The organism is Psychroserpens burtonensis DSM 12212, assembly GCF_000425305.1.
GTDB classification, from domain to species: Bacteria; Bacteroidota; Bacteroidia; order Flavobacteriales; family Flavobacteriaceae; genus Psychroserpens; species Psychroserpens burtonensis.
Window position 1 is genome coordinate 286284 of record NZ_AUDE01000001.1, and the last position, 23163, is coordinate 309446.

Below are 23163 nucleotides of genomic sequence, written 5' to 3' on the forward strand. Positions count from 1 at the left end.
TTTGGGGTTTGAATATCCAACTTAATTACTGAGAACCCAAACGTCTGTTTCTTTTAAAGTGACTTTAACTGATCTCTAAATTTATCAGCATATTCCAAAATCACATTCTTGTCAAAATAAGGCTCTTCGGCAATACGTCCAATAACGTTAACGTTCGTCATTTTAATGATGATATCTTCTGATGTTTTATGCTCATTTCCGGAGAACATAAGAGCGATATCAAATCCTTTTTCTTTCAATAAATTAAGGGTTAAAAGGGTATGGTTAATGCTGCCTAAATAATGTCGAGATACCACAATCACCTTATAGTTTGGTTTGATAAGGTCTAAAATAGTGTTCTTTGTATTGATAGGAACGAAGACACCTCCAGCACCTTCAATGACTAAATTATTTTTAGTTTTAGGCGGTTTGATATTTTTCAATTCTATAGTAATATTGTCAATATCTGCAGCAGCATGCGGACTCATAGGCGTATGCAACGCATAACTATTGTCATAGAATTTTGTTGTTGTATTGGAGACCAAGCGCTTCACTTTTTTAGTGTCACAATTGTCTAAGTCGCCTGCTTGAATAGGCTTCCAATAGTCGGCTTCTAAAGCTTCAGTTACAATTGCAGAAACTATCGTTTTACCGACATCTGTACCAATACCTGTGATGAAATATGTTTGCATAATTTATTTAAACGTTGTTGCTATTGGGTTTAATATCTTCTTTTGAAAATTGAGTATTACAATTTTCACATTGGTATTTATATCGTGTATGAAACGGAAGCGTGCCAAATATAAATCCAACCAAGAAAGCGAAGAAGGATTTAAAATCGGTTATTGTCGAGAATAATTCAACGGTTCCGCTACTGCAATTTGGGCATTCAATTGGGTTACCGTCATCATCTATAGAATATTGGTTAATGGTACTTAATATATGTTTTGCTTTCATGGCATCTTTTGCCAATACTTGGAGTTTTACACCTCCAATGGCATTACTCACCAGTGGATCTGTATCTATTGTTAAATGATCTTTTAGAAAGACTTTTATACCATCTGCTTCTAAGCGACCTCTGATGATTTGTGCTTCAGTTGTGTATTGAAATCTTGCAATGGTTATAAATGTATCGCTCATTTTCCGAGGACAATAGTTTAATTTGATGTCAGGGTGTAAAGGTAGTGAGTAACTCTAAAACTTTGGTAATTTCTTTATGAGTATTATAACTATGTAAACAGAAGCGTAAACGTTCTTTTGCCTTTGGAACGGTAGGAGAGAGGATCGCTTTAACGTCAAAACCGTTGTTTTTTAATGCTTCGGAAATGTGCTTGACCAGATCATTGCCAGAGATGATACAACATTGGATAGCAGAATTACTAGTTGTGAATAACTGCTGAAGTTGAAGTCGTTTTATTTCAGCCTTGAAAAAACTAATGTTTTCTTGAAGTTCTATTTTGTCATGCTGAACCTGATTCAGCATCTCATCATAAGAAGCTTGGATGGTTGCTAAACTATGAGGAGGCAAAGCTGTGGTATAAATAAAAGCTCTCGAAAAATTGATGAGATAGTTTTTAAGATCACGATGACCTAAAATTGCTGCACCATGACAACCTAGTGCTTTACCAAAGGTTATGATTCTTGCAAAAACGAAGTCTTCGAGTTGTAGCTCGTTGACTAATCCGTTGCCTATTTCTCCAAAAATTCCAATGGCGTGTGCTTCGTCAATGATGAGGTTTGCTTTGTTTTTTTTGCAGATAGTGGCGAGTGTTTTTAGGTCTGGAGAATCACCATCCATTGAAAATACAGATTCTGTGATTATATACACGTCGTTTAATTCGCTTCTAGACGCCGCTCGAAGTGATAGTTGGTGAGTAAGATCGTTTAAATCATTATGTTTAAACTTAAACGCTTTGGCGTTACTCATTTTGATGCCGTCACGAATAGAGGCATGGCAAAATTCGTCATATAGAATACTATCATTTCGTTGCGGTACACATGAAAAGAAGCCTACGTTAGCATCGTAGCCAGAGTTGAAAATAAGAGCGCTTTCTGTGTTATGGAATGTGCTTATTTGTTGCTCGACTGTGGTATATAAACTATGATTTCCAGTCAATAATCTTGAACCTGTTGCTCCATTTTGTATGAGATTATGGTTTATTAGATATTGATGTGCCTTCTCAAAAATGGTTGTAGACCTTGAAAACCCCAAATAGTCGTTAGAAGAAAAATCAACTAAGGTATTTCCTTGTCCTAGATGTCTAAATGCATTGTCCTGTGTTCTAGAGCTGAGTTTGTTTTGTAGTTTTTTAGGAAGCATGTTTGGATTTAATCTGTATAAACAATTTCACCTTTTTCTCTCAATGTGTCTTTGTCAACCCATTTATAATCATTTTTCACTGTAGCATCTAAAAGGTCAATGGCTAATGCATCTGCGATATGTGAAGCCACGTCAAAAGCGTCTTTAAGTTCTTCTGTTTTGTAAACAGTTATTTTTTTGTTTCTCTCATAAAAAATGTTCAATACAATTACGGGAAAGTTATTTGTGGTTTCTGCAGTTACAACTCTTACAGTAATATTCTCAGTTGTATTAAAGACAGAGATATATTCTGGGTTTTGAAGTGTTTGCCATTTTCCAATACTAAAACCTAGTAATGCATCTGTTTTTCTATAGGTTTTTGATTCTAAATCAATTTCAGAACCATCTGTTTTTAACATCATAAACCCAAAGAGAAGAGGAACTAAGGCTAAATATAGTAGAGATATTAAACCTAGAAGGCCTACAAGTATTGCAGCAAATCCTATAATAGTTTTCCATATAGGGACTTTTCTTGTATATCTAATAATTGCATCCATAGCCACAAATATAGATAATGAATGGAGTAATCCAATGAAACTTAAGAGACATTAAATATACATGTCTTGAATAAAAAATTATTGTTTATCAATAATTTTTGTACATTTGTTATTGTTAAACAATAATTATTAGCAAGTTTTATTATGAAAAAACTCCTCATTTTGAAATCATTAGTAGACTTTATATGGATAGTTACCTGTATACCGGTAATCCCTGTTTTACTATTTATAGCTGTCTATATGTTTATTGATCCTTCAATTTTAGAAATTCCTCTAGAAATAAATAATAGTAAGATTGAAGACTTAGGTCTTTCTTTAAAAATATCAACCTTAGTTTTATTTGTAATCGTATTTATAGGGATTTATTGTTTCTATGTATTTAGAAAAACGTTGCGTTATTTTCAAAAACATAATCCTTTTAGTGACTTTATTATAAATAGTTATAACACGATTGGAAATTTACTGGTGTTTTCTGGAATAACTGCAAGTGTTTTATTTTTTGTGATTAAGTTGGTGTTTGAGTCGAGGATTGAGGTCAGCTTAGGTTTAAGTCCTTACATCTTTATCGTTTGTTTAGGCTTATTTTTCATGGTCTTAAGTGAAGTATTTAAAGTTGCAAAGATTGCTAAGGAAGAAAACCAATTAACTATATAATCATGATACAAATAAAATCAGAACGAATTTTCAATATCATGAATGTAGTCTCTTGGATTGTATTTATAGGTTATTGTATTAAAGCAGGAGCGATAACCACCGTCTCTATTATTAGTCTATTTGGAAATAAAAGGGCTACCGAGAATTTGTATATGGGACTTGATCTGTCAACTCTTTATGATTTTAGTAGTACCCATTACACGATTGTAGTAATACTCCTTATACTGATTACGGGTTTGAAAGCTTATCTCTTTTATCTATTAATTTCAATTTTTAAAACAATGAATTTTAAGAAGCCTTTTAACAAGGTTGTTGTGAACTTAGTTTTTAAAATTTGCTACTTAGCGTTGAGTATTGGTATTATTGGTATTGCTTTTAATGCTTATATTATCGGGTTACAAGTTAAAGTAATGTTCACTCAGTTAGACATAAATACATCTGCATATATATTCATGGCTGGAGTTATTTTTATTGTAGCCACGTTATTTAAGAGGGCTACAGAGATTCAACAAGAAAACGAATTAACGATATAGCTATGAAGAAAATAAAATTCTTAGACGGTTTTGTATTGGTTCTCATTGTAATTTATTTTATCCAATTTATGGCTAATTTTTACTTAGTAGTTTATCCTCCAGACTTCATGAATTTCCCAAAAGGACATGAATTACATTTTGTATTTGGATATTATACACAGTTTGTAAGCTTAGCCTTTTCCGTAATATCATTTACAGGTTTATTTTTTGTAAAAAGTGGTTTAGGAGAAATCATCAGAAGTGGTTTTTTCAATTCTAAAAGCGCAACTAAATTCAAAACTGCTGGAAAATTATTTTTGGTATCAGGGTTCTTGAACATGGTTTTCAATATGGTATTACTTTTACGTTCAGAAGAGATTTTATTTCTGGGTGAAACGGGACAGAGTTCTCTTTTAGTGATTATAGGTTTTAGTCTCTATATCATTTCAGATATTTTAGAAAACGGAAATCTTTTAAAACAAGAAAACGATCTAACCATATAAGTATGCCCATAGTAGTTAATCTTGATGTAATGCTTACCAAGCGTAAAATGAAAAGTAAAGACTTGGCAGAAATTATTGGTATAACCACAGCCAATCTTTCTATCTTAAAATCAGGTAAAGCTAAGGCTGTTCGGTTTTCTACTTTGGAAGCTATTTGTGAAGCTTTGGATTGCCAGCCATCAGATATTTTAGAATATACGCAGGAATAAATTTTAACAATTCAACTATAATAGAGACTCAAAATTTAGAACGTTTGTTGTATATTCACGTTAGTGTTCGCATAAATAACAGTATCTTTTAATATGAATAGGACTAAGATATAACTTGAAATTCAGCAATAGTATTATAGTAAAATGGCATCAGACAAATCAGGAAGTTTAACGTTTTTCACTCCAGAAATTATTGAAGGGGCAGCAGCACAATTATTTGATGCAGGAATTTCTGCAGGTTTTCCATCACCAGCAGAAGATCTTCATGAGCAACATTTATCTTTAGATGAAGAACTTGTTAAAAATAAAGAGACCACCTTTTACGCACGAGTAAGCGGACAGTCTATGATTGGAGCAGGTTTAGATGATAATGATTTATTGGTCATCGATCGAAGTCTTGAGCCTGTTAATAATAAAATAGCAGTATGTTTTCTCGATGGAGAATTTACCGTAAAACGGTTACGTGTCTCAGATGGAGAGGTATGGTTACAACCAGAAAACCCAAGCTATCCAATTATAAATATTACAGAAGACAATAACTTTTTAATTTGGGGTATTGTGACCAATGTAATTAAGAAAGTTTAGCTTAAAGTAACATACCCTTTCTAGGGCTCGTCTCGTTATGAAGTTCATAATAAAACGAATCACAGCGGCTAGCCTAGCCTATTTAAGGATTTTAAAGTGGATTTAATAGATGTAATAAAATTATAAACAATTGAAAATCAGCATCTAAATATCACAAAAGTTAATAACTTGTTAAAATAATTTAGTATTTTAGTGGTGATATTAACCAACCACTCAACTAAAAATGGAAACAACTAAAAAAAATTTCCGGTTTTTAAGAACTTTAGACGTCACTGCATTTTTTCTATTAGTAGTCTTTGTAGTCTTCTTTGTTAAAACGATTATAACTGTTTTTAATACTTTCCAATTAGAAGTATTCAATAGTGCTTTCGTTGGATTAAATAGCATGTAATAGCTGTTTTAAATCCGGATTAAAAACAAAAAAACACCAAACAATTAAGTTTGGTGTTTTTTATTATTTATAAATTAAGTAGTGCCTAATCTGCTAATACAATAACTTTATTATCTTTCATTTCAAGTGTTCCAGAAACTATTGGCAACCAAAATCCTTTATCAGATTTAGTGAATAATTTTTCAACCGTTTCTTCTAACGTGATATTACCGTTTATCTTAACATTACCTTCTTTTAATAAAGAGATTACAGGTGCGTGATTGTTTAACAATTCAAATTCGCCGACTAAACCAGGAAGGATGACACTAGTCACTTCTCCACTAAATAATGTCGCTTCTGGTGATACAATTTCTAAGTACATTTCTTTTAAGTCTTCAGTTTGCAGTCTTCAGTTTTCAGTACTGCAAACTGCAGACTGTCAACTATCGACTAAAAATTTTTAAGCCTCAGCTAACATTTTTTCTCCAGCTTCAATAGCTTCTTCGATAGTTCCTTTAAGGTTAAACGCTGCTTCTGGTAAGTGATCTAATTCACCATCCATAATCATGTTAAATCCTTTAATAGTTTCTTTAATATCAACTAAAACACCTTTAAGACCCGTAAACTGCTCTGCGACGTGAAAAGGTTGCGATAAGAAACGTTGTACACGACGTGCACGGTTTACCGCCATTTTATCTTCTTCAGATAATTCTTCCATACCTAAGATGGCAATAATATCTTGTAGTTCTTTATAACGTTGTAATAGCTCCTTAACACGAGTTGCACAATCATAATGCTCATCACCTAAAATATCGGCTGCTAATATACGTGAGGTAGAATCTAAAGGATCTACCGCAGGATAAATACCTAACTCAGCAATCTTACGAGACAATACAGTTGTTGCATCTAGGTGAGCAAAAGTTGTTGCAGGAGCAGGATCAGTTAAATCATCTGCAGGCACGTAAACCGCTTGAACAGACGTAATAGATCCTTTTTTAGTTGATGTAATACGTTCTTGCATCGCACCCATCTCGGTTGCTAATGTAGGTTGGTAACCTACCGCAGAAGGCATACGACCTAATAATGCAGATACCTCAGATCCAGCTTGTGTAAAACGGAAGATATTATCTACGAAGAAAAGTACATCTTTTCCTTGTCCTTCACCAGCGCCATCACGAAAATATTCGGCTATAGTTAATCCTGAAAGTGCTACACGAGCACGAGCTCCAGGAGGCTCATTCATTTGTCCAAATACGAAAGTTGCTTTTGAGTCTTTCATAACTTCTTTATCAACTTTGGATAAATCCCATCCGCCTTCTTCCATAGAATGCATAAAGTCATCACCATATTTGATAATTCCAGATTCTAACATTTCACGAAGTAAATCATTACCCTCACGAGTACGTTCACCTACACCAGCAAATACAGAAAGTCCACCGTGTCCTTTTGCAATGTTGTTTATTAACTCTTGGATGAGTACCGTTTTACCTACACCAGCACCACCAAATAAACCAATTTTACCACCTTTTGCATAGGGCTCAATTAAATCGATAACTTTGATACCCGTAAATAACACTTCTGTGGATGTCGATAAATCTTCAAATTTAGGTGCTTGTCTGTGAATTGGTAGCCCGTGATCGCCAGTTTTTGGTAAATCTCCAAGACCATCGATTGGGTCACCAATGACGTTGAAAAGACGCCCGTAGATATCTCCACCAATTGGCATTTGAATAGGAGTCCCAGTTGTAGTAACTTCTGTTCCTCTACTTAAACCATCAGAAGAATCCATAGCGATTGTGCGCACAGTATCTTCACCAATGTGAGATTGTACTTCAAGTACTAAAAGAGTACCATCTGCTTTTTTGATTTCTAAAGAATCGTAGATTTTTGGAAGTTCAGAGCCTGCTTCGAATGCAACATCGATAACTGGACCTACTATTTGTGCAACTTTACCTGTAACTTTTGACATTACTTATGTGTTTAATGTTTAGATATTTCAATGGAAAAAACATACGTTTTTCGCGCTGCAAAGATATATTTTTTAATTTAAAACTAAAGTCTATTTTTTAGCTTTTTTCAGTATAAAAAAACGCCACCTTTATTAAGTTTATAAAGATGGCGTTTTGTAGGAATTAAAACTATAGTTAGTCTAAGTATACACCCGTATAATCAACAGAATTTACCGTTGGTAAATTTGAACCATATTTTGTATTAATAAGACCAATCATTTGATTAACAACCAAAGAATATCCTCTAGGTGATGGATGAAATCCATCTAATGAAAATGTTCCTCCTGTAACATAATCGGCAGTCAAGAATGCACTTCCCGATTGGAATCCATTCGTAGCAACACCATTAAAGAACGTATTCACATCAAAAAAGGCCAAATCAAATTGCGTTGCCAAATTACTTATGGTTTGATTAAATGCAGCTGTAGCATTTTGAATTTCAACAAGTTCAGTAGGAATAACAACCCATTTATCTTCTAAAGGTAATGATACACCCTCTACTGAAAATTGATTTGCTAGTGCTTCTGGTAACCCTGAAGTTTGTAGAAAAGTAGATTGTGCCTCGTTAACTGTACCAATCGTAGATCGACTTGGCAGTACTAATAAATCGTTAGCATTAGCTTGTCTTGCTTGACCATAGACAACTCCAAATAAATTAGCTACAATAGGAGCAGCAGCAGCTGGTAATCCAAAGGATTGTACAAATGCTGGGAATGTAGGACTCGCGTTTAAAACACCTGTTATTTGAGCAGATAAATTCGCTAAACTTTCATCATTAATAACCACTGCACTTGCTGCTGTTTGAGAGAATACGATAGAACGCTCAGGTACTCCTAAAAAGGCAAATACTTGATTTAATTGTCCAAAGATACCGTTCAATGTTGGAATTTGAGATCCAAAATTTGGATCACTTGGGTCTAATGGTGCAAATGGTACTGTTGTAAAATAGGGGGCATCTGTGACATTTGGAATGTTAGAAATGATACCATTTGGACTGCTTGTAGCTAATGAAGAAACTATTGCAGTCATAGCGCCATCAAATGTTGCCTGATCTGTTATTGGGTTTGTGCCGTCTGCACCCGAAGTTGCATATCCTAAGACATCGTTAGCACCAATCCATAGTGAAAAGAATGTTGGGTTTTGCGCTAATGCATCTTCTAAAACTGTTGCATTTGGTGAAGATGCCATTCTAATAAAGTAAGGGTTTGCTGCTGGGAAATTAGCAACATTTCCATATCCAGGTGCTAATAAATGAAAACTTTTTGCAGATGGAACTCCCATGTTGTTATATGGGCCAGGAGTTATAGATGTAACCTCCGTTGTTGGCGTACCATTTATTGGTTCAGGTGCTTGAGCTGCAGGATTAAATATTAATCTTGGCCCTGCAATTTGTGTACCTCCAAATAAAAGGCCTCCTATATCGTCACCAATTAAGGGTTGTGTAAAAGTTCCTCCTCCTGCTAATGCAAATTGCTGAGATAACACATTAGGAAACGAAACGTCTTGTCCCCTTTTAAATAGTGTACCATCAGATACTCCTGCAGTTAAAGAGTTACCTATGGCAACAAACGTTGAGAAATCTGCCGTTCCACTTGTGTAAACAGGCGTTGGTCCCGTTTGTGGATCTTCTATTAATGGGTCTGAAAGTGAATCATCATCACTCTCACATGCTGTAAAGCCTATTAAAATGAGAGCTAACAGCCATATATTATTATTTAATTTCATAGTGGTATTTTTTATTGATTTATAGTCCATGATACGAAGTACTGTGCTCCTACTTGTCCGGCACCTGGTGCACTTACGTAGTCATGTGAAAGAATATTTGCGCCACCAACTTTGAAAATTGACTTAATTGATGGTACTGCTAAGTTTATTTGTGCGTCTATAATGTTTCTCGCAGGTAAAATACCATCAGCAAATGTAGATTCCCATAAAAAAGTATCATTCCATCTCCAGTTGATATTGAATCCAAAGTTTTTTACCACATTGTTTTTACCAAAAGAGGCTTTTACTTTATGCTCAGGCGTGTTAAAACTCGTTTCAAAATCAGGATCTTCTGATTGATCAAAATCTAATTTAGCATAGGTATAACTTAAACCAACATCAAAACCATTTAAGATTCTAGTTTCAACACCGATAGATGCTCCATATGAATTAATATCAGCATCGGTATTTGTGTAGGTTTGATACGCCTGAACATCACCATTTTGTAATGCTAACAATGACAAAGAGTTATCTCCAACTTCTCCATAAAGCGGTGTTAATACCGTTTTATTTGAGATAAAGTCTTGATAAGCATTGTAGTAAACACTCATGTCGATTACAAATCTGTTGACTTTACCTCTATATCCGACCTCATAGGCTGTAACTTGTTCTGGTTTTACTAAGTCAACATCGGCAGATTCAGGAGCTCCAGCGTTTACTGAGGCTAAACTAAATGCATTAGAATAGGCATCTCCACCATTAAGTTGTACCGTGTTTGATCCCACTATATCTTGTCCTGCGGTACTTAATTCTGAACTTGTTGCAGTATAGCGATTTAAGTTATCAGGAGAAGAACCAACTAATATAGCACGTCCGCCGTCAAGTCCAATAAATAAATCTTGTGTCGTTGGGTTTCTAAACCCTGTTTGAAAAGACCCGCGAATGTTATGGTTATCGTTTTGATCAGCGGTATAGTTAAAAGATGCTCTAGGGGATACGAAACCATCGAAAAATTCAGACTTGTCATATCTTACAGATCCTGTAAGTTTTAGTCTGTCATCCATTAATTTTTTCTGTATTTGTGTATAGGCACCAAATTCGCTGTATTCAATAGGGCCATCAGTATCTGTGTAAATAGTTCCTCCAGAGTTCAATGAATACTGTCTCCAAGACCCTCCTACTTGAATCTCTGCAAAATCTATTAAATGACCAAGATTATAGTTAACGTCAGCATGATAAAGCTTAGAATTATCAACGAATTTAGAACCTGTTGTTACATCTCCATCGGAGGTTACGGTATCAAAAGCTTCATTAAACTCTGGAGTTCCAGGAATAAGACGTCCTGTATCTGCAGCACCTCTAGCTGCTATATGTGCAGCATCTATTTGAGCTTCTGTTGGAGTTCCAAAAACCCCTTGTCCAGCTAGATTACCAATAAATCCACCAGCATAGTCTCTAAACCACTGTGTGTCTCCTTTCCATAATCTATTCATATTAACACCTGTTAAACGAGTGTCATAAGAGTTCCCTGCTTTTTCTGCTGTGGTATAGACTCTTGCAAAGAAATTATCATTTTTTATTTCTAATTTATGTTGTTGCATAAAAAAGTCTTGTATCGCATATCTATTTGCACCTTGATATATTGTATTTCCTCTACCAATTTTAGAGTTTAAAATAATTTCAAAGTCATCAGCCCAAGGTTTAAAATGTAAAGAGAAATCTGCTTTTAAACTTTCAGCTTCATAGTTCATCAAATCACGTTCCGCATATCCTGTTCTGCTTACAGTTTCAGCACCATAATCAGTCAATACAGGAATAGGTAACACGCCCGCTGCGATTTCATCAAAGTCTAAAGACGTGGATACTTCATCACCGTAAGTATTTAAACCATCGTATGATGGGTCTAATCTTGTTTGGCCAGGATTTGCAAAATCGGTTTGGTCCGTAGCATACCATTCTGTTCCGTTAAGAAAAGATACAGAAGCCTTAGCTGCAAATTTATCAGAGAATGCTTTGGCAACTCTGATGCCTGCATCTACGAAATTATTGTCACCTGCATTATCACTAGACGTTATTCCTGTTTTTGCATAAAAACTAACACCTTGATCATCAAATGGATTTTTACTAGTCATAAACATAATACCATTAAAAGCATTCGCTCCATATAAGGCAGAAGATGCACCTGGTAGTAATTCAACACTGTTAATGTCTAGTTCAGACATTCCTAATAAGTTTCCTAAAGCAAAGTTTAAGGCAGGAGAAGAGTTGTCCATACCATCAACCAATTGCATAAAACGCGTATTAGAAAAAGCAGCAAAACCTCTAGTGTTAACCGATTTAAAGGTTAAACTACTAGTATTCATATCGACACCTTTTAAGTTCTCAATACCGTCAAAGAACGATGGTGAAGACGTGTTTCGAATTTCTTTAATACCAAAACGCTCTACTGTAACAGGAGATTCAAAAATACGTTCTGGAGTTCTAGAAGCAGAAATAACGATTTCATCAAGAGATGTTCCTTCCATCATTATGATATCGATGGTTTGTGGATTTGTAGTCACATCTTTGCTGATGCTTTCAAAACCAACGCTACTCACTGCTATAGTGAATGGAGGCGCTTGATTTACAACTAAGGTGTAATTACCATCAAAATCTGTAATTGTACCTGTTGTGGTTCCTACTACAATAATATTTGCACCTGGTAATGGAATACCATTATTGTCGATGACTTTACCTTTCACTGTCGTTGATTGCGCAAAAGTTAAAGCGCAAAAAAACAGCATCATAATTTTGAAAATTGTCTTCATTTTAGGGAATTAGTTAATTTTATAAGAGCAATATATATATAATTATGACAGTCTAATTAAAAAAAATGAAAAAATTATGCGTGCATAGTAATTTTTAACAGAAAACGGAGGTGATTGTTGAGTAATTGATAAAAAATAAAAGCTGAAAATGCGTAATTCACATTTTCAGCTTTATTTTTAACACAGTTAAGAATTTCTCTATTCTACTGTAACTGCTTTTGCTAGATTGCGAGGTTGATCTACATTTCTGCCGAGCATAAGCGCTATATGATATGATAAAAGTTGAAGCGGGATTGTGGTTAATAAAGGCGTTAGACACTCTATAGTCTCTGGAACTTCAATAACATGATCTGCTAGATTTTTTACTTGTTCATCGCCAGCAGTAACTATACCAATTATTTTACCAGATCTAGATTTAATTTCTTGAATATTACTTACTACTTTTTCGTAGTGCCCCTTTTTTGTAGCGATTACGACTATTGGCATGTTTTCATCAATTAATGCAATAGGACCATGCTTCATTTCTGCAGCAGGATAACCTTCTGCATGAATATAAGAAATTTCTTTAAGTTTTAAAGCCCCTTCGAGGGCTACAGGGAAATTATAGCCTCTTCCAAGATATAAGAAGTTTTTAGCATTTTTGTATATGTCTGCAATAGTTTTGACATATGCATCAGACTCAAGAGCAATTTTAACTTTATCTGGTATGAGCTCTAATTCTATTAAATGATGTCTATAATCTGAACTTGAAAGCGTTCCTTTTGCTCTTGCTAAACGCAGAGCAATTAATGTTAATACTGTGATTTGAGTTGTAAATGCCTTAGTCGAAGCAACTCCAATTTCTGGTCCTGCATGTGTATATGCACCTGCGTGGGTCTCTCTAGCAATTGAAGATCCTACTACATTACAAACACCAAAAACAAATGCACCTTTAGATTTAGCAAGTTTTATAGCCGCAAGTGTATCTGCTGTTTCACCAGATTGAGAGATGGCTATAACTACGTCATTTTCATTAATGACTGGGTTTCTATATCTAAACTCTGATGCGTATTCAACTTCAACAGGAATTCGAGCTAAGTTTTCAAAAATATATTCTGAAACTAAACCAGCGTGCCATGATGTACCGCAAGCAACTACAACAATTCTATTTGCATTAAGGAATTTTTTCATGTTATCTTCAACGCCTGCCATCTTTATGATCCCTTCGTTTGATAATAACCGTCCTCTAAAAGTATCTAAAATAGCTCTAGGCTGCTCGTAAATCTCTTTAAGCATAAAGTGATCATAGCCGCCTTTTTCGATTTGCTCAAGATTTAATTGAAGCTCTTGGATGTAAGGAGCAACTAGAGAATCATCTTTAATTTTTCTTATTTTAACGCCTTTATGTCGACGTACAATAGCCATTTCTTCATCTTCTAGATAAATAGCATTTTTTGTATACTCAATAAAAGGAGATGCATCGCTGGCAATAAAAAACTCATCTTTTCCAACACCTATGGCAAGAGGGCTTCCAAGTCTAGCGACTACAATTTCATTTGGCTTATTTTTGTCAAACACGGCAATTGCGTAGGCGCCAACAACTTGGTTTAGTGCAATTTGTACTGCTTTGCCTAATTTTATGTTTTCTTTTTTCTTAACGTCTTCAATTAAATTAACTAGAACTTCGGTGTCTGTGTCAGACTTAAAAGTGTATCCTCGTTTAATTAATTCTTTTTTTAGAGACTCATAATTTTCTATGATGCCATTATGAATAATTACTAAATCTCCAGAATTTGAATAGTGTGGGTGTGAATTAACATCATTTGGTACACCATGGGTTGCCCATCGCGTGTGTCCGATTCCTAATGTGCCATTAGTAGAGATTTCTTTTTCAAGCCTCTCTTCTAAATCAGCAACTTTGCCTTTAGTCTTGGATAATTTAATGTCATTACCATCATAAATAGCAATACCTGCACTATCATAACCTCTATACTCTAAACGTTTTAATCCTTTTAGAATTATTGGGTAAGCTTCTCTATGACCAATATAGCCAACTATTCCACACATATTTTTTAGTTGTTAGGTTCGGTGAAAAATACTTCTAAATATAATTTTTTTTCTTCTTCTAAGGTATTATTACCATACAAAACAGTCCCTCTAGGGGTTAATATTGAACTTACCGGGACTTTATCATCATCATTATCATTGAGTAAATCGTATTGTACTGAGGCCCCTTCAAGATTAACATTTACAGAAACGGATAAGCCAAGTTTCACATTTGTAGAGTCTCTAAGAATTAAATTATTAAGATGTTCTGTTATTCTAATTTTATATCTAATGCCATCTCCCGTAGCTTCATTGTCCTCTCTTTCTAAGGGAACTAAATGATTGCTTCTTGAGAATTCTGGAAATATTGTATTTGCAGTATCAAAGAAATAATCTGCTAAAGCAATATTGTTATTCATATCATATATGTAGATACGATTGGGTTCACCTTCGTTAACCTCATTTTGATTAACGTAAAAAATAAGATTAGCCTCATTAATTAGTTTTTTTGAACTAATAAAATTCCCATTATCATCAGTTTCTACAAATTCCTTTTTAAACAATTCAAAGGTATTATCTGTCAAATTATCTGAATCTAAATCATCGCCACCAAATAGTTTTATTTCTGCGATAGAACCCTGGCCACCTTTTAAAAATAAATTTTCATCTCCCGTAGTTTCATTTCCATTAGAAATTGTAAAATCGTTTGCGATAAAGTTGACTCTGTTTCCTGTAAAGTTGAATGTATATGCTGTCTTAACTCTATCGGCACCTTCTGTGAATGCATCTTTTGTGTAGTAAATAATTATACTGGATGAATTAGAGGTCATATTTAAAAGCATTAGTTGACCAGGATCATCAGTGATATTTGGTTCTGCTTTAAAGTAAATACCTCTAAAATAATCATTAAAATTATTGATATTACTTAATTCTGTTTGACCAGCCATATCAATAATTTTTTCTTGCCAGAATTGCTGTACTATAACATCATCAAATTTGATTCTCATAGCAGGCGATAGTCTCGCTTCTATTTCGTCTTCACCTTCAGTTAGAATAATTTGTATTGGATCTGCTTTAAAGTTTGTGTTTTGATATAATAATTGACCTTCCAATTGTTCGTTGCTAATTAGGTTTGAACCTGTCGATTTATTAGCATAGTAGTTTTGTGGACTGCCAAGTTCTGGCGCATTAGGATCAAAATCTCTTAAAAAATAATTGCTTTCGTAAATTGAAAGATTTATTGGTGAATTTCCAAATATAGAGTCTAAGTTAAATTCCGTTCGACCATTAGAGTCAACACCCGTAGGTGTGCTAAAGTAAGGTACTGTAAGGACTACAGAATCAATAATTGGGTTTGTGCCAAAATCTGGATCAGTAGTGTTGCCACGTATTTGTGACACAAAGCTCGCTGTACTACGACCATAATTCGAACCTGGATCCTCTGTATAAACACCTAAAAGATTTAGAGGCAGGGCATTGGTTTGAATAGGCTCTAAAGCTTTAGTATAGGCTATAACATCAAATTTTCTTGAACCTGTTTCAAAATGTGTAGCATTATCATTATTGATAATATCTGAGTCGATATTGGCAAAATCTTTGTCGCAAGCAATAAAGGAGCTTAACAAGAGGGTTAGTAATGTTAAATTTCTTAAGGCAATTTTTATTTTTTTCATAAACTTGTTTTCTAATCTAAAACTTTTGTTTTGTAGAATTCTGTATAATGCTCAGCGAAATCTTCAATTGGAAAATAATCTAAGACAGGTTTTTCAGACGCATCTAAATACTCATTTAATTCTTTTGGTAATTCGTCTGAGCCTCTAATAAGAGCATCAGAATTATCAATCGCAATTTTCATGAGATTATTGTAGGTTGGTTTCTCTAAATCTTTAATCTTACTGTCGTCTATGTTATCAAATTTAACTTTACTAATCATGTTCTTATCTAACGTTCCTTCAAAGCTTTGATTGTATACAGACGTTACAATTTTACTTTCAGTAAATAAAGGTTCGTTTTTATAGAATTCTTTCAAGTATAGCGGTAATAAAGATGCTAACCATCCATTAACATGGATAATGTCTGGAGACCAATTTAATTTTTTTACTGTTTCAATAACCCCTTTTGCAAAGAAGATTGCACGTTCGTCATTGTCGCTAAACAGCTTTCCTTCTTCGTCAGTTAATGTTGCTTTTCTTTTGAAGTACTCTTCGTTGTCTATAAAGTATACTTGTATTCTTTCCTTCGGAATAGAAGCTACTTTAATAATCAAAGGCATATCTAGGTCGTTTATTACTAAATTAATACCAGATAATCGTATCACTTCATGGAGCTGATGCCGTCTTTCATTGATGTTTCCATAACGAGGCATAAATATTCGTATTTGCCCTCCTTGTTTGTTTACCATTTTTGGAGCTTCAAATGACATTGAAGAAATCTCTGTTTCTGGTAAATATGGTACAACCTCAGATGACACATACAATATTCTCTTATCTTTCATAAATCTTTCGTTTTTGGAATTAAAAGTAAAAAACAGGCAAAAGTACAAAAATTTATGCAAATTGCCAGTAAAATATTAAGTTTGCAGGCTGTTAAACTTTTGTTACTATATGAATATTTTTGAAAATAAAAAAGAATTAATCGCGCATGTCGATGCACTAAAATGTGAAAAGAAAACACTTGGATTTCTTCCTACTATGGGAGCATTGCACCAAGGTCATGCTTCATTAATTAGAAAAGGCTTGGATGAGAATGATGTTGTAGTAGTCAGTATTTTCGTGAATCCTACTCAATTTGATAATCAAGAAGATTTGGTAAAATATCCAAGAACTTTAGATAGTGATGTTGAGTTACTTGAGACGATTTCCGAAGAGAAAGTCATAGTATATGCACCTTCAGTGGACGATATTTATGGTAATAATGTCATATCAACGTCTTTTTCATATGATGGATTAGAACATGAAATGGAAGGACGTTTTAGAGATGGCCATTTTGATGGTGTTGGTACAGTGGTTAAAAGGCTTTTTGAAATAGTGAGACCTGACAAGGCTTACTTTGGAGAAAAAGACTTTCAGCAGCTTATGATTATTAAGAAGTTAGTAGAGAAGTATAACATACCAGTTAAGGTTGTTGGTTGTAAGATATATAGGGCCAAAGATGGTTTGGCAATGAGTTCTCGCAATTTGAGATTAAAACCAGAATATCGTAAGGCTGCGCCTTTTGTGTATAAAACGTTAAAAGCTGCTAAAGATAAATTTGGCACAAAAAGTGCCGATAAATTGACAGAGTGGGTGACTAAACAATTTGCCGGACATGATTTATTGACCCTAGAATATTTTATTATCGCAAATATTAGTACTCTAAAAACCGTTAAACGAAAAACAAACCAAAAATCATATAGAGCATTTATTGCTGTGTATGCAGATGATATTAGACTAATAGATAATATCGCACTAAATTAATTATCTTTACCTCATGCAAATTCAAGTAGTAAAATCTAAAATTCACCGAGTAAAAGTTACAGGTGCAGAGTTAAATTACATTGGTAGTATTACTATTGATGAGGATTTAATGGAAGCTGCAAATATAATTCAAGGTGAGAAAGTTCAAATCGTTAACAATGATAATGGTGAGCGTTTAGAAACATATTGTATTCCTGGGCCACGAAATAGTGGAGAAATCACATTGAATGGAGCAGCTGCTCGTAAGGTAGCAGTTGGTGATACACTTATTTTAATCACTTATGCGTTTATGGATATTGAAGAGGCTAAAGTGTTTAAACCTTCTCTAGTGTTCCCAAATGAAGCTAATAATCTCTTAAAATAAGCTTTTGAGTCCTAAGCTTAAAAAAAGTCTAAGGTTAATAATTCCGCTAGCTTTAGCAGTATTCTTTGGGTGGTATACATTTTCTAAATTACCACTCTCAACAATAATCCCTTTTATTAAATCAGCAAATTATTGGTGGATTGCTTTAGGCGTTTTCTTTGGATTACTAAGTCATTTATCAAGAGCTTATCGTTGGAAATATCTTTTGGAGCCAATGGGGTATCAAATAAAATTACCAAATAGTGTCATGGCCGTTTTTATTACTTATTTAGCGAATTACGGAATTCCAAGATCTGGAGAAGTTTTGAGAGCTGCTGTACTTACAAATTATGAGGACGTCCCTTTTGAAAAGAGTTTTGGGACGATAGTAGCAGAGCGAATAGCAGACCTGTTAGTCATGTTAGGGATTATAACAATGACATTGATTTTGGAATTTGATTTCATAGTGGAACTTCTTCAAAGGGCATTTCAACCTAATAAACTCATATTATTTGGGTCGGTTGGAGGCCTTATATTGATCCTCGTTTTTTTATTTATAAATAGAAGCCAATCTAAATTTGCCATAAAAGTTAAAACATTTCTCAAAGGCTTAATGGAAGGGATGTTAAGTATTTTTAAGATGAAACATAAATGGGCGTTTATTGCGCATACCTTATTTATTTGGGGAATGTATGTCTTGATGTTTTACGTTACAACTTTTGCATTACCTGATTTAAATAATGTAAGTATTGGTGCAATATTAGTAGCTTTTATTTCAGCAAGTTTTACAATTGCAGCGACTAATGGAGGCATCTTTGTGTATCCAGTAGCAGTTATGGCTGCATTTACAGTTTTTGGAATTGCTAAAGATCCAAGCTTCGCTTTTGGTTGGATTATGTGGTCCTCACAAACAATTATGGTTATCATTGCTGGAAGTTTATCGTTTATATATTTACCAATCTACAATAGAACTAAATAATTTTTTACCTTGCTTTATTATTAATCCGAGCTTATCATGAATAAATTTATCTTATTTCTATTATTTGGTTTCTTGTTCCACATAGCAAACTCTCAAGTGGCCTATGAGACAATTGAATCGTCTAAACTTGGTGATACAAGAGAAATTAAAATTCAATTACCAAGAAATTATGATCCTGAAGGCGATATTTTATACCCTTTAGTCGTCGTACTAGATGGTGATTATTTATTTGAGCCTGTAATTGGTAATGCAGATTATCACTCATATTGGGGAGATATGCCAAGGTCTATAGTTGTAGGTGTTAATCAAGCCCAAAAAAGAGATGTAGATTTATCTTTTAGTGGGACTACTTATTTTCCGTCAGACGAAGGAGGTTCTCAGTTTTTTGAGTTTATAGGAATGGAGTTGATACCCTATATAAATGAGAATTATTTAACTTCAAATTTTAGAATTGTTGTAGGCCACGATCAAAGTGCAAATTTTATTAACTATTGGTTGTTTAAGGATAAACCTTTATTTAGAGGTTATATTGCTTTTAGTCCAGATTTATCCCCAGAAATGGTAAATCGTCTACAAGAAAAACTATCGATTACTACTGAAGATACATTTTACTACTTGGCTACAGCAGATAATGATATCAAGGGATTAAGAGATGATATTTTAGCTTGTAACGCAGCATTAAGTGCTATTGAAAATGAGAAGTTACATTACCGATTTGATGATTTTAAAGATGCAGATCACTATTCTCTTGTAGGGCTGGGAATACCTAAAGCCATTAATGAAATTTTTGGTTTATACAAGCCTATAAATAAAAAAGAATATAACGAAAAAGTACTCACTTATGAAGAGGGGCCTTTTGCTTATTTGATAAAAAAATATGAAGATATTGAGTTTTTCTATGGCTTTGAAAAAAAAGTAGTTGAAAATGACCTTAGAGCAATACTAGCGGCAACGAAGAAAAAAGATGATATAGAATCTATGAAAAGCTTAGCTAAGCTTACTCAAAAAGAATACCCAAAATCAATGATAAGTTCTTATTATTCCGGGATCTACCATGAGATGAGTGGTAATGCGAGAAAAGCTTTGATAGAGTATCAATCTGGATTACTTTTAAAAGAATCTGAGTTCGTTAATAAGGATATGTTATTGGATAAAATCTATGATCTCCAAGAGTAAAATTGAATTAAATTATGCATTTCATCGAATAAATTAGTACTTAAACCTAATTTTAGGTATCTTTACAGTCCCCAAATTAAAACCTACTTAAGATGAAGAATGCCCTTCTTTTTATCTTCTCATTATTATTTTGCGAATTAATTTTTGCGCAAGTTACTTATGAGAAGTTTGAATCTCAAAAACTCAACGCTACGAGAGAGTTAAAAATTAGACTTCCGGATGATTATAATCCCGACTCAGATTTAAAACATCCTGTAATTATAGTCTTTGATGCTGAATATCTATTTGAACCTGTAGCAGGTCAAGTGAGTTACCAAACGTATTTTGATGAAATGCCAAAATCAATAATTGTGGGAGTCGTTCAAGGCAAAGAACGTTTTTATGATAGTTATTTTGATGAGGTTACTGGACTTCCATTTGAATCTGGTGATCGTTTCTATAACTTTATAGATCAAGAATTAATTCCGTATATAGATTCTAAATATAATACGAGTAAATTTAAAGTGGCCGTTGGTCATGACTTAATGGGGAATTTTATCAATTCATTCTTATTCCATGACACTCCAATTTTTCAAGCGTACATAAATTTAAGCCCTGATTTTAAAGGAACCATGAGTGAAAACGTTAAAACTCGACTGGAGTGGTTGGATAGTGATGTTTTTTATTATTTGGCAACGGCAGATGGAGATATTAAATCTATAAGAGACAGAATTAGAACGACAAATGACAATTTAAAAACGCTTGATAATCAAAACTTGACTTATTATTTTGATGAGCTCATTGGTGACTCTCACTATACATTGGTAAGTGGAGCTTTATCTAAAGCACTCGACAGGATTTTTGAATTATACAAACCTCTTGACGATAAGGAATTAAGAGAGAAAGCACTTCCATATGAAGGCACCTTAGATGATTATATTGTAGATAGATATAAGCGGATTGATGATTTATTTGGGATTTTTAAGCCTATTTCCGAAGAAGAATTACAACGATTAATCACTTTAGCAGATCAACGGGAAGACATAGAATCTGTCTATAAAATTGGGAAATTAGCTAATAAGCTCAATCCAAGTTCTTCCTTTGGAACTTATTATATGGCCCTTCATGCTGAAAAATTAGGTAAAACTAAAAGGGCAGTAAAATTATATCAATCTGCACTTGACTTAAATGAAATGTCTCATATAAATAAGGAATTTATAATGTCTCACGTGGAAGATTTAAAATTTGTAGAAGACGACACAGAAACTGAAGATGATGAAGAAAACTAAACTAAGTATTTACTCAACAGACTATGTTTTTGTCTACTTGTTTCGTAAATTTAAAGAGTTTTTTATATCCAATTTAAATTTGAAACGGGTGGCGCTTAAATTTATAGCGGCAATAAGTTTGTTCAAGGATATCAATTAAAATATATTAATTTAGCTGAAATTTTAACTGCGGAAAATTCTTCCGAAGAAAGAAATATGGCTAAACTAAAAACAACATTTTTTTGTCAAAATTGCGGCAGTCAGTATTCTAAATGGCAAGGTCAGTGTTCCGCTTGTAAAGAGTGGAATACGATTACAGAGGAGGTCATCGAAAAGCCTGAAAAAAGTAATTGGAAAACACCTACTAATACTGCTAAGAGAGCTTCAAAGCCACTCCTAATAAATGAGATAGATACCTCACAAGAAGCCAGATTAGACACCCAAGATAATGAGTTTAATCGTGTGCTCGGAGGAGGTTTGGTTCCAGGGTCTTTAACACTTCTAGGCGGAGAACCAGGAATTGGGAAAAGCACATTGTTACTTCAAATCTCACTAAAATTACCATATAAAACCTTGTATGTTTCTGGAGAAGAGAGTCAAAAGCAAATAAAAATGCGTGCTGAGCGCATCAATCCTAGCTCAAGCAACTGTTACATCCTTACCGAAACTAAAACTCAAAATATTTTTAAACAAATTGAATCACTAGAGCCAGATATTGTGGTTATAGATTCCATTCAAACGCTCCATAGTGATTATATAGAATCATCATCTGGAAGTATATCTCAAGTAAAAGAGTGTACAACAGAACTTATTAAATTTGCAAAAGAAACTGCCACACCAGTTATTTTAATTGGACATATTACAAAAGATGGTAATATCGCTGGGCCAAAAATATTGGAGCATATGGTGGATACTGTTTTACAGTTTGAAGGAGATCGTAATCATGTGTTTAGAATCCTTCGCGCCAATAAAAATCGTTTTGGTTCTACAAATGAATTAGGAATCTATGAAATGCAAGGTTCTGGTTTAAGGGAAGTTTCTAATCCATCAGAAATATTAATCTCTCAAAAAGATGACGATTTATCTGGGAATGCTATAGCAGCCACTTTAGAAGGTATGCGTCCATTGATGATAGAAGTACAAGCTTTAGTAAGTACAGCAGTTTATGGGACTCCTCAAAGAAGTGCGACAGGCTTCAATGCAAAACGTCTTAATATGTTATTGGCAGTTTTAGAGAAGCGCGCAGGTTTTAGATTAGGTGCTAAGGATGTCTTTTTAAATATTACAGGAGGAATTACAGTTGATGATCCTGCAATAGATTTAGCGGTTGTAGCTGCAATCTTATCTTCTAATGAAGACGTAGCGCTACAGAAAGATTATTGTTTTGCTGCTGAGGTAGGTCTTTCTGGAGAAGTACGCCCTGTTCAAAGAGTTGAGCAGCGCATTTTGGAAGCCGAAAAATTAGGATTTTCTACAATTTTTGTATCTAAATACAATAAGATTTCTTTAAAAAACACAGTGATTAAGATTCAATTAATTTCTAAGATTGAAGATGTGGTTGATTTAATTATATGATAAAACACAAAAAAGGAAGTTTTTAAATTGCTTTTTCTGTATTATAGTTTTGTTTAAATACGACCAATTTAGAGAGTCTTCTAAAGTGTTTTTTTGCTTTTTTATTATGGTAGTTTGCTATTCATCTGATTTCCCAAACATTTCATCTAAATTAACTTTTATCTAATTTTTAAAA

At 33.8% G+C, this 23163-nt stretch carries 22 protein-coding genes; 11 read left to right on the forward strand and 11 right to left on the reverse strand.

All coding sequences use genetic code 11. The features are described 5' to 3' along the window. Positions 1–53 precede the first annotated feature (53 nt). Genes bioD through H593_RS0101350 form a run of 4 tightly spaced genes read right to left on the reverse strand, consistent with a single transcriptional unit; the run spans position 54 to position 2835 of the window. Complete coding sequence (gene bioD, locus H593_RS0101335) at positions 54–671, reverse strand: dethiobiotin synthase (protein ID WP_028870757.1); 618 nt, start codon at positions 669–671, stop codon at positions 54–56. Positions 672–678: 7 nt separating this feature from the next. Further along, the gene (locus H593_RS0101340; protein WP_028870758.1) at positions 679–1119 is read right to left on the reverse strand and encodes a putative signal transducing protein; all 441 of its coding nucleotides are present in this window, start codon (positions 1117–1119) and stop codon (positions 679–681) included. Between the two features lie 28 nt (positions 1120–1147). Beyond that, a complete protein-coding gene (locus H593_RS0101345) occupies positions 1148–2299 on the reverse strand; it encodes an aminotransferase class I/II-fold pyridoxal phosphate-dependent enzyme (RefSeq protein ID WP_028870759.1) in 1152 nt (383 codons plus the stop codon). Between the two features lie 8 nt (positions 2300–2307). Further along, positions 2308–2835: a hypothetical protein gene (locus H593_RS0101350; protein ID WP_028870760.1), complete on the reverse strand. Its 528-nt coding sequence runs from the start codon at positions 2833–2835 to the stop codon at positions 2308–2310. A gap of 144 nt (positions 2836–2979) precedes the next feature. Between H593_RS0101350 and H593_RS0101355 the strand changes: the two genes are divergently transcribed. From H593_RS0101355 to H593_RS0101375, 5 genes are all read left to right on the forward strand, one after another. Next, complete coding sequence (locus H593_RS0101355; protein ID WP_084142236.1) at positions 2980–3489, forward strand: DUF2975 domain-containing protein; 510 nt, start codon at positions 2980–2982, stop codon at positions 3487–3489. Positions 3490–3491: 2 nt separating this feature from the next. Continuing rightward, positions 3492–4022, forward strand: a complete 531-nt coding sequence (locus H593_RS0101360) for a DUF2975 domain-containing protein (protein ID WP_051229584.1) — start codon at positions 3492–3494, stop codon at positions 4020–4022. Positions 4023–4024: 2 nt separating this feature from the next. Further along, on the forward strand, positions 4025–4504 hold the full coding sequence (locus H593_RS0101365; protein WP_084142237.1) for a DUF2975 domain-containing protein: 480 nt from the start codon (positions 4025–4027) through the stop codon (positions 4502–4504). A 2-nt stretch (positions 4505–4506) separates the two neighbouring features. After that, a complete protein-coding gene (locus H593_RS0101370) occupies positions 4507–4713 on the forward strand; it encodes a helix-turn-helix domain-containing protein (RefSeq protein WP_028870764.1) in 207 nt (68 codons plus the stop codon). 144 nt (positions 4714–4857) lie between these two features. Next, positions 4858–5298: a LexA family protein gene (locus tag H593_RS0101375; RefSeq protein WP_028870765.1), complete on the forward strand. Its 441-nt coding sequence runs from the start codon at positions 4858–4860 to the stop codon at positions 5296–5298. Between the two features lie 476 nt (positions 5299–5774). On the opposite strand, the gene H593_RS0101385 is transcribed toward H593_RS0101375, so the two are convergent. The 7 genes from H593_RS0101385 to H593_RS0101415 form a co-directional block, all read right to left on the reverse strand. Further along, positions 5775–6050 (reverse strand): FoF1 ATP synthase subunit delta/epsilon, encoded by a 276-nt coding sequence (locus tag H593_RS0101385; protein WP_028870766.1) that lies wholly within the window; start codon positions 6048–6050, stop codon positions 5775–5777. A 78-nt stretch (positions 6051–6128) separates the two neighbouring features. Continuing rightward, positions 6129–7637: a F0F1 ATP synthase subunit beta gene (atpD, locus tag H593_RS0101390; RefSeq protein ID WP_028870767.1), complete on the reverse strand. Its 1509-nt coding sequence runs from the start codon at positions 7635–7637 to the stop codon at positions 6129–6131. 175 nt (positions 7638–7812) lie between these two features. After that, positions 7813–9402: an SGNH/GDSL hydrolase family protein gene (locus tag H593_RS0101395; protein ID WP_028870768.1), complete on the reverse strand. Its 1590-nt coding sequence runs from the start codon at positions 9400–9402 to the stop codon at positions 7813–7815. A gap of 11 nt (positions 9403–9413) precedes the next feature. After that, on the reverse strand, positions 9414–12188 hold the full coding sequence (locus H593_RS0101400; protein ID WP_028870769.1) for a TonB-dependent receptor: 2775 nt from the start codon (positions 12186–12188) through the stop codon (positions 9414–9416). Between the two features lie 198 nt (positions 12189–12386). Beyond that, positions 12387–14234, reverse strand: coding sequence for a glutamine--fructose-6-phosphate transaminase (isomerizing) (gene glmS, locus H593_RS0101405; protein ID WP_028870770.1), 1848 nt, complete (start codon positions 14232–14234; stop codon positions 12387–12389). A 5-nt stretch (positions 14235–14239) separates the two neighbouring features. Then, positions 14240–15886 carry a BamH family beta-barrel-assembly machinery protein gene (gene bamH, locus H593_RS0101410; protein ID WP_028870771.1) on the reverse strand — a complete coding sequence of 549 codons (1647 nt, stop codon included), beginning with the start codon at positions 15884–15886 and terminating at the stop codon, positions 14240–14242. A gap of 11 nt (positions 15887–15897) precedes the next feature. Beyond that, positions 15898–16707: a glycogen/starch synthase gene (locus H593_RS0101415; RefSeq protein WP_028870772.1), complete on the reverse strand. Its 810-nt coding sequence runs from the start codon at positions 16705–16707 to the stop codon at positions 15898–15900. A gap of 109 nt (positions 16708–16816) precedes the next feature. Between H593_RS0101415 and panC the strand changes: the two genes are divergently transcribed. The 6 genes from panC (at position 16817) to radA (ending at position 22988) form a co-directional block, all read left to right on the forward strand. Beyond that, the gene (panC, locus tag H593_RS0101420; protein ID WP_028870773.1) at positions 16817–17668 is read left to right on the forward strand and encodes a pantoate--beta-alanine ligase; all 852 of its coding nucleotides are present in this window, start codon (positions 16817–16819) and stop codon (positions 17666–17668) included. A gap of 13 nt (positions 17669–17681) precedes the next feature. Next, positions 17682–18032, forward strand: coding sequence for an aspartate 1-decarboxylase (gene panD, locus H593_RS0101425; protein WP_028870774.1), 351 nt, complete (start codon positions 17682–17684; stop codon positions 18030–18032). 4 nt (positions 18033–18036) lie between these two features. After that, a complete protein-coding gene (locus H593_RS0101430) occupies positions 18037–18990 on the forward strand; it encodes a lysylphosphatidylglycerol synthase transmembrane domain-containing protein (protein ID WP_028870775.1) in 954 nt (317 codons plus the stop codon). A gap of 36 nt (positions 18991–19026) precedes the next feature. Continuing rightward, positions 19027–20166: an alpha/beta hydrolase gene (locus tag H593_RS0101435; RefSeq protein ID WP_028870776.1), complete on the forward strand. Its 1140-nt coding sequence runs from the start codon at positions 19027–19029 to the stop codon at positions 20164–20166. A 92-nt stretch (positions 20167–20258) separates the two neighbouring features. Further along, a complete protein-coding gene (locus tag H593_RS18300; RefSeq protein WP_051229585.1) occupies positions 20259–21434 on the forward strand; it encodes an alpha/beta hydrolase in 1176 nt (391 codons plus the stop codon). Positions 21435–21629: 195 nt separating this feature from the next. Further along, positions 21630–22988 carry a DNA repair protein RadA gene (radA, locus tag H593_RS0101445; protein WP_028870777.1) on the forward strand — a complete coding sequence of 453 codons (1359 nt, stop codon included), beginning with the start codon at positions 21630–21632 and terminating at the stop codon, positions 22986–22988. Positions 22989–23163: the final 175 nt, after the last annotated feature.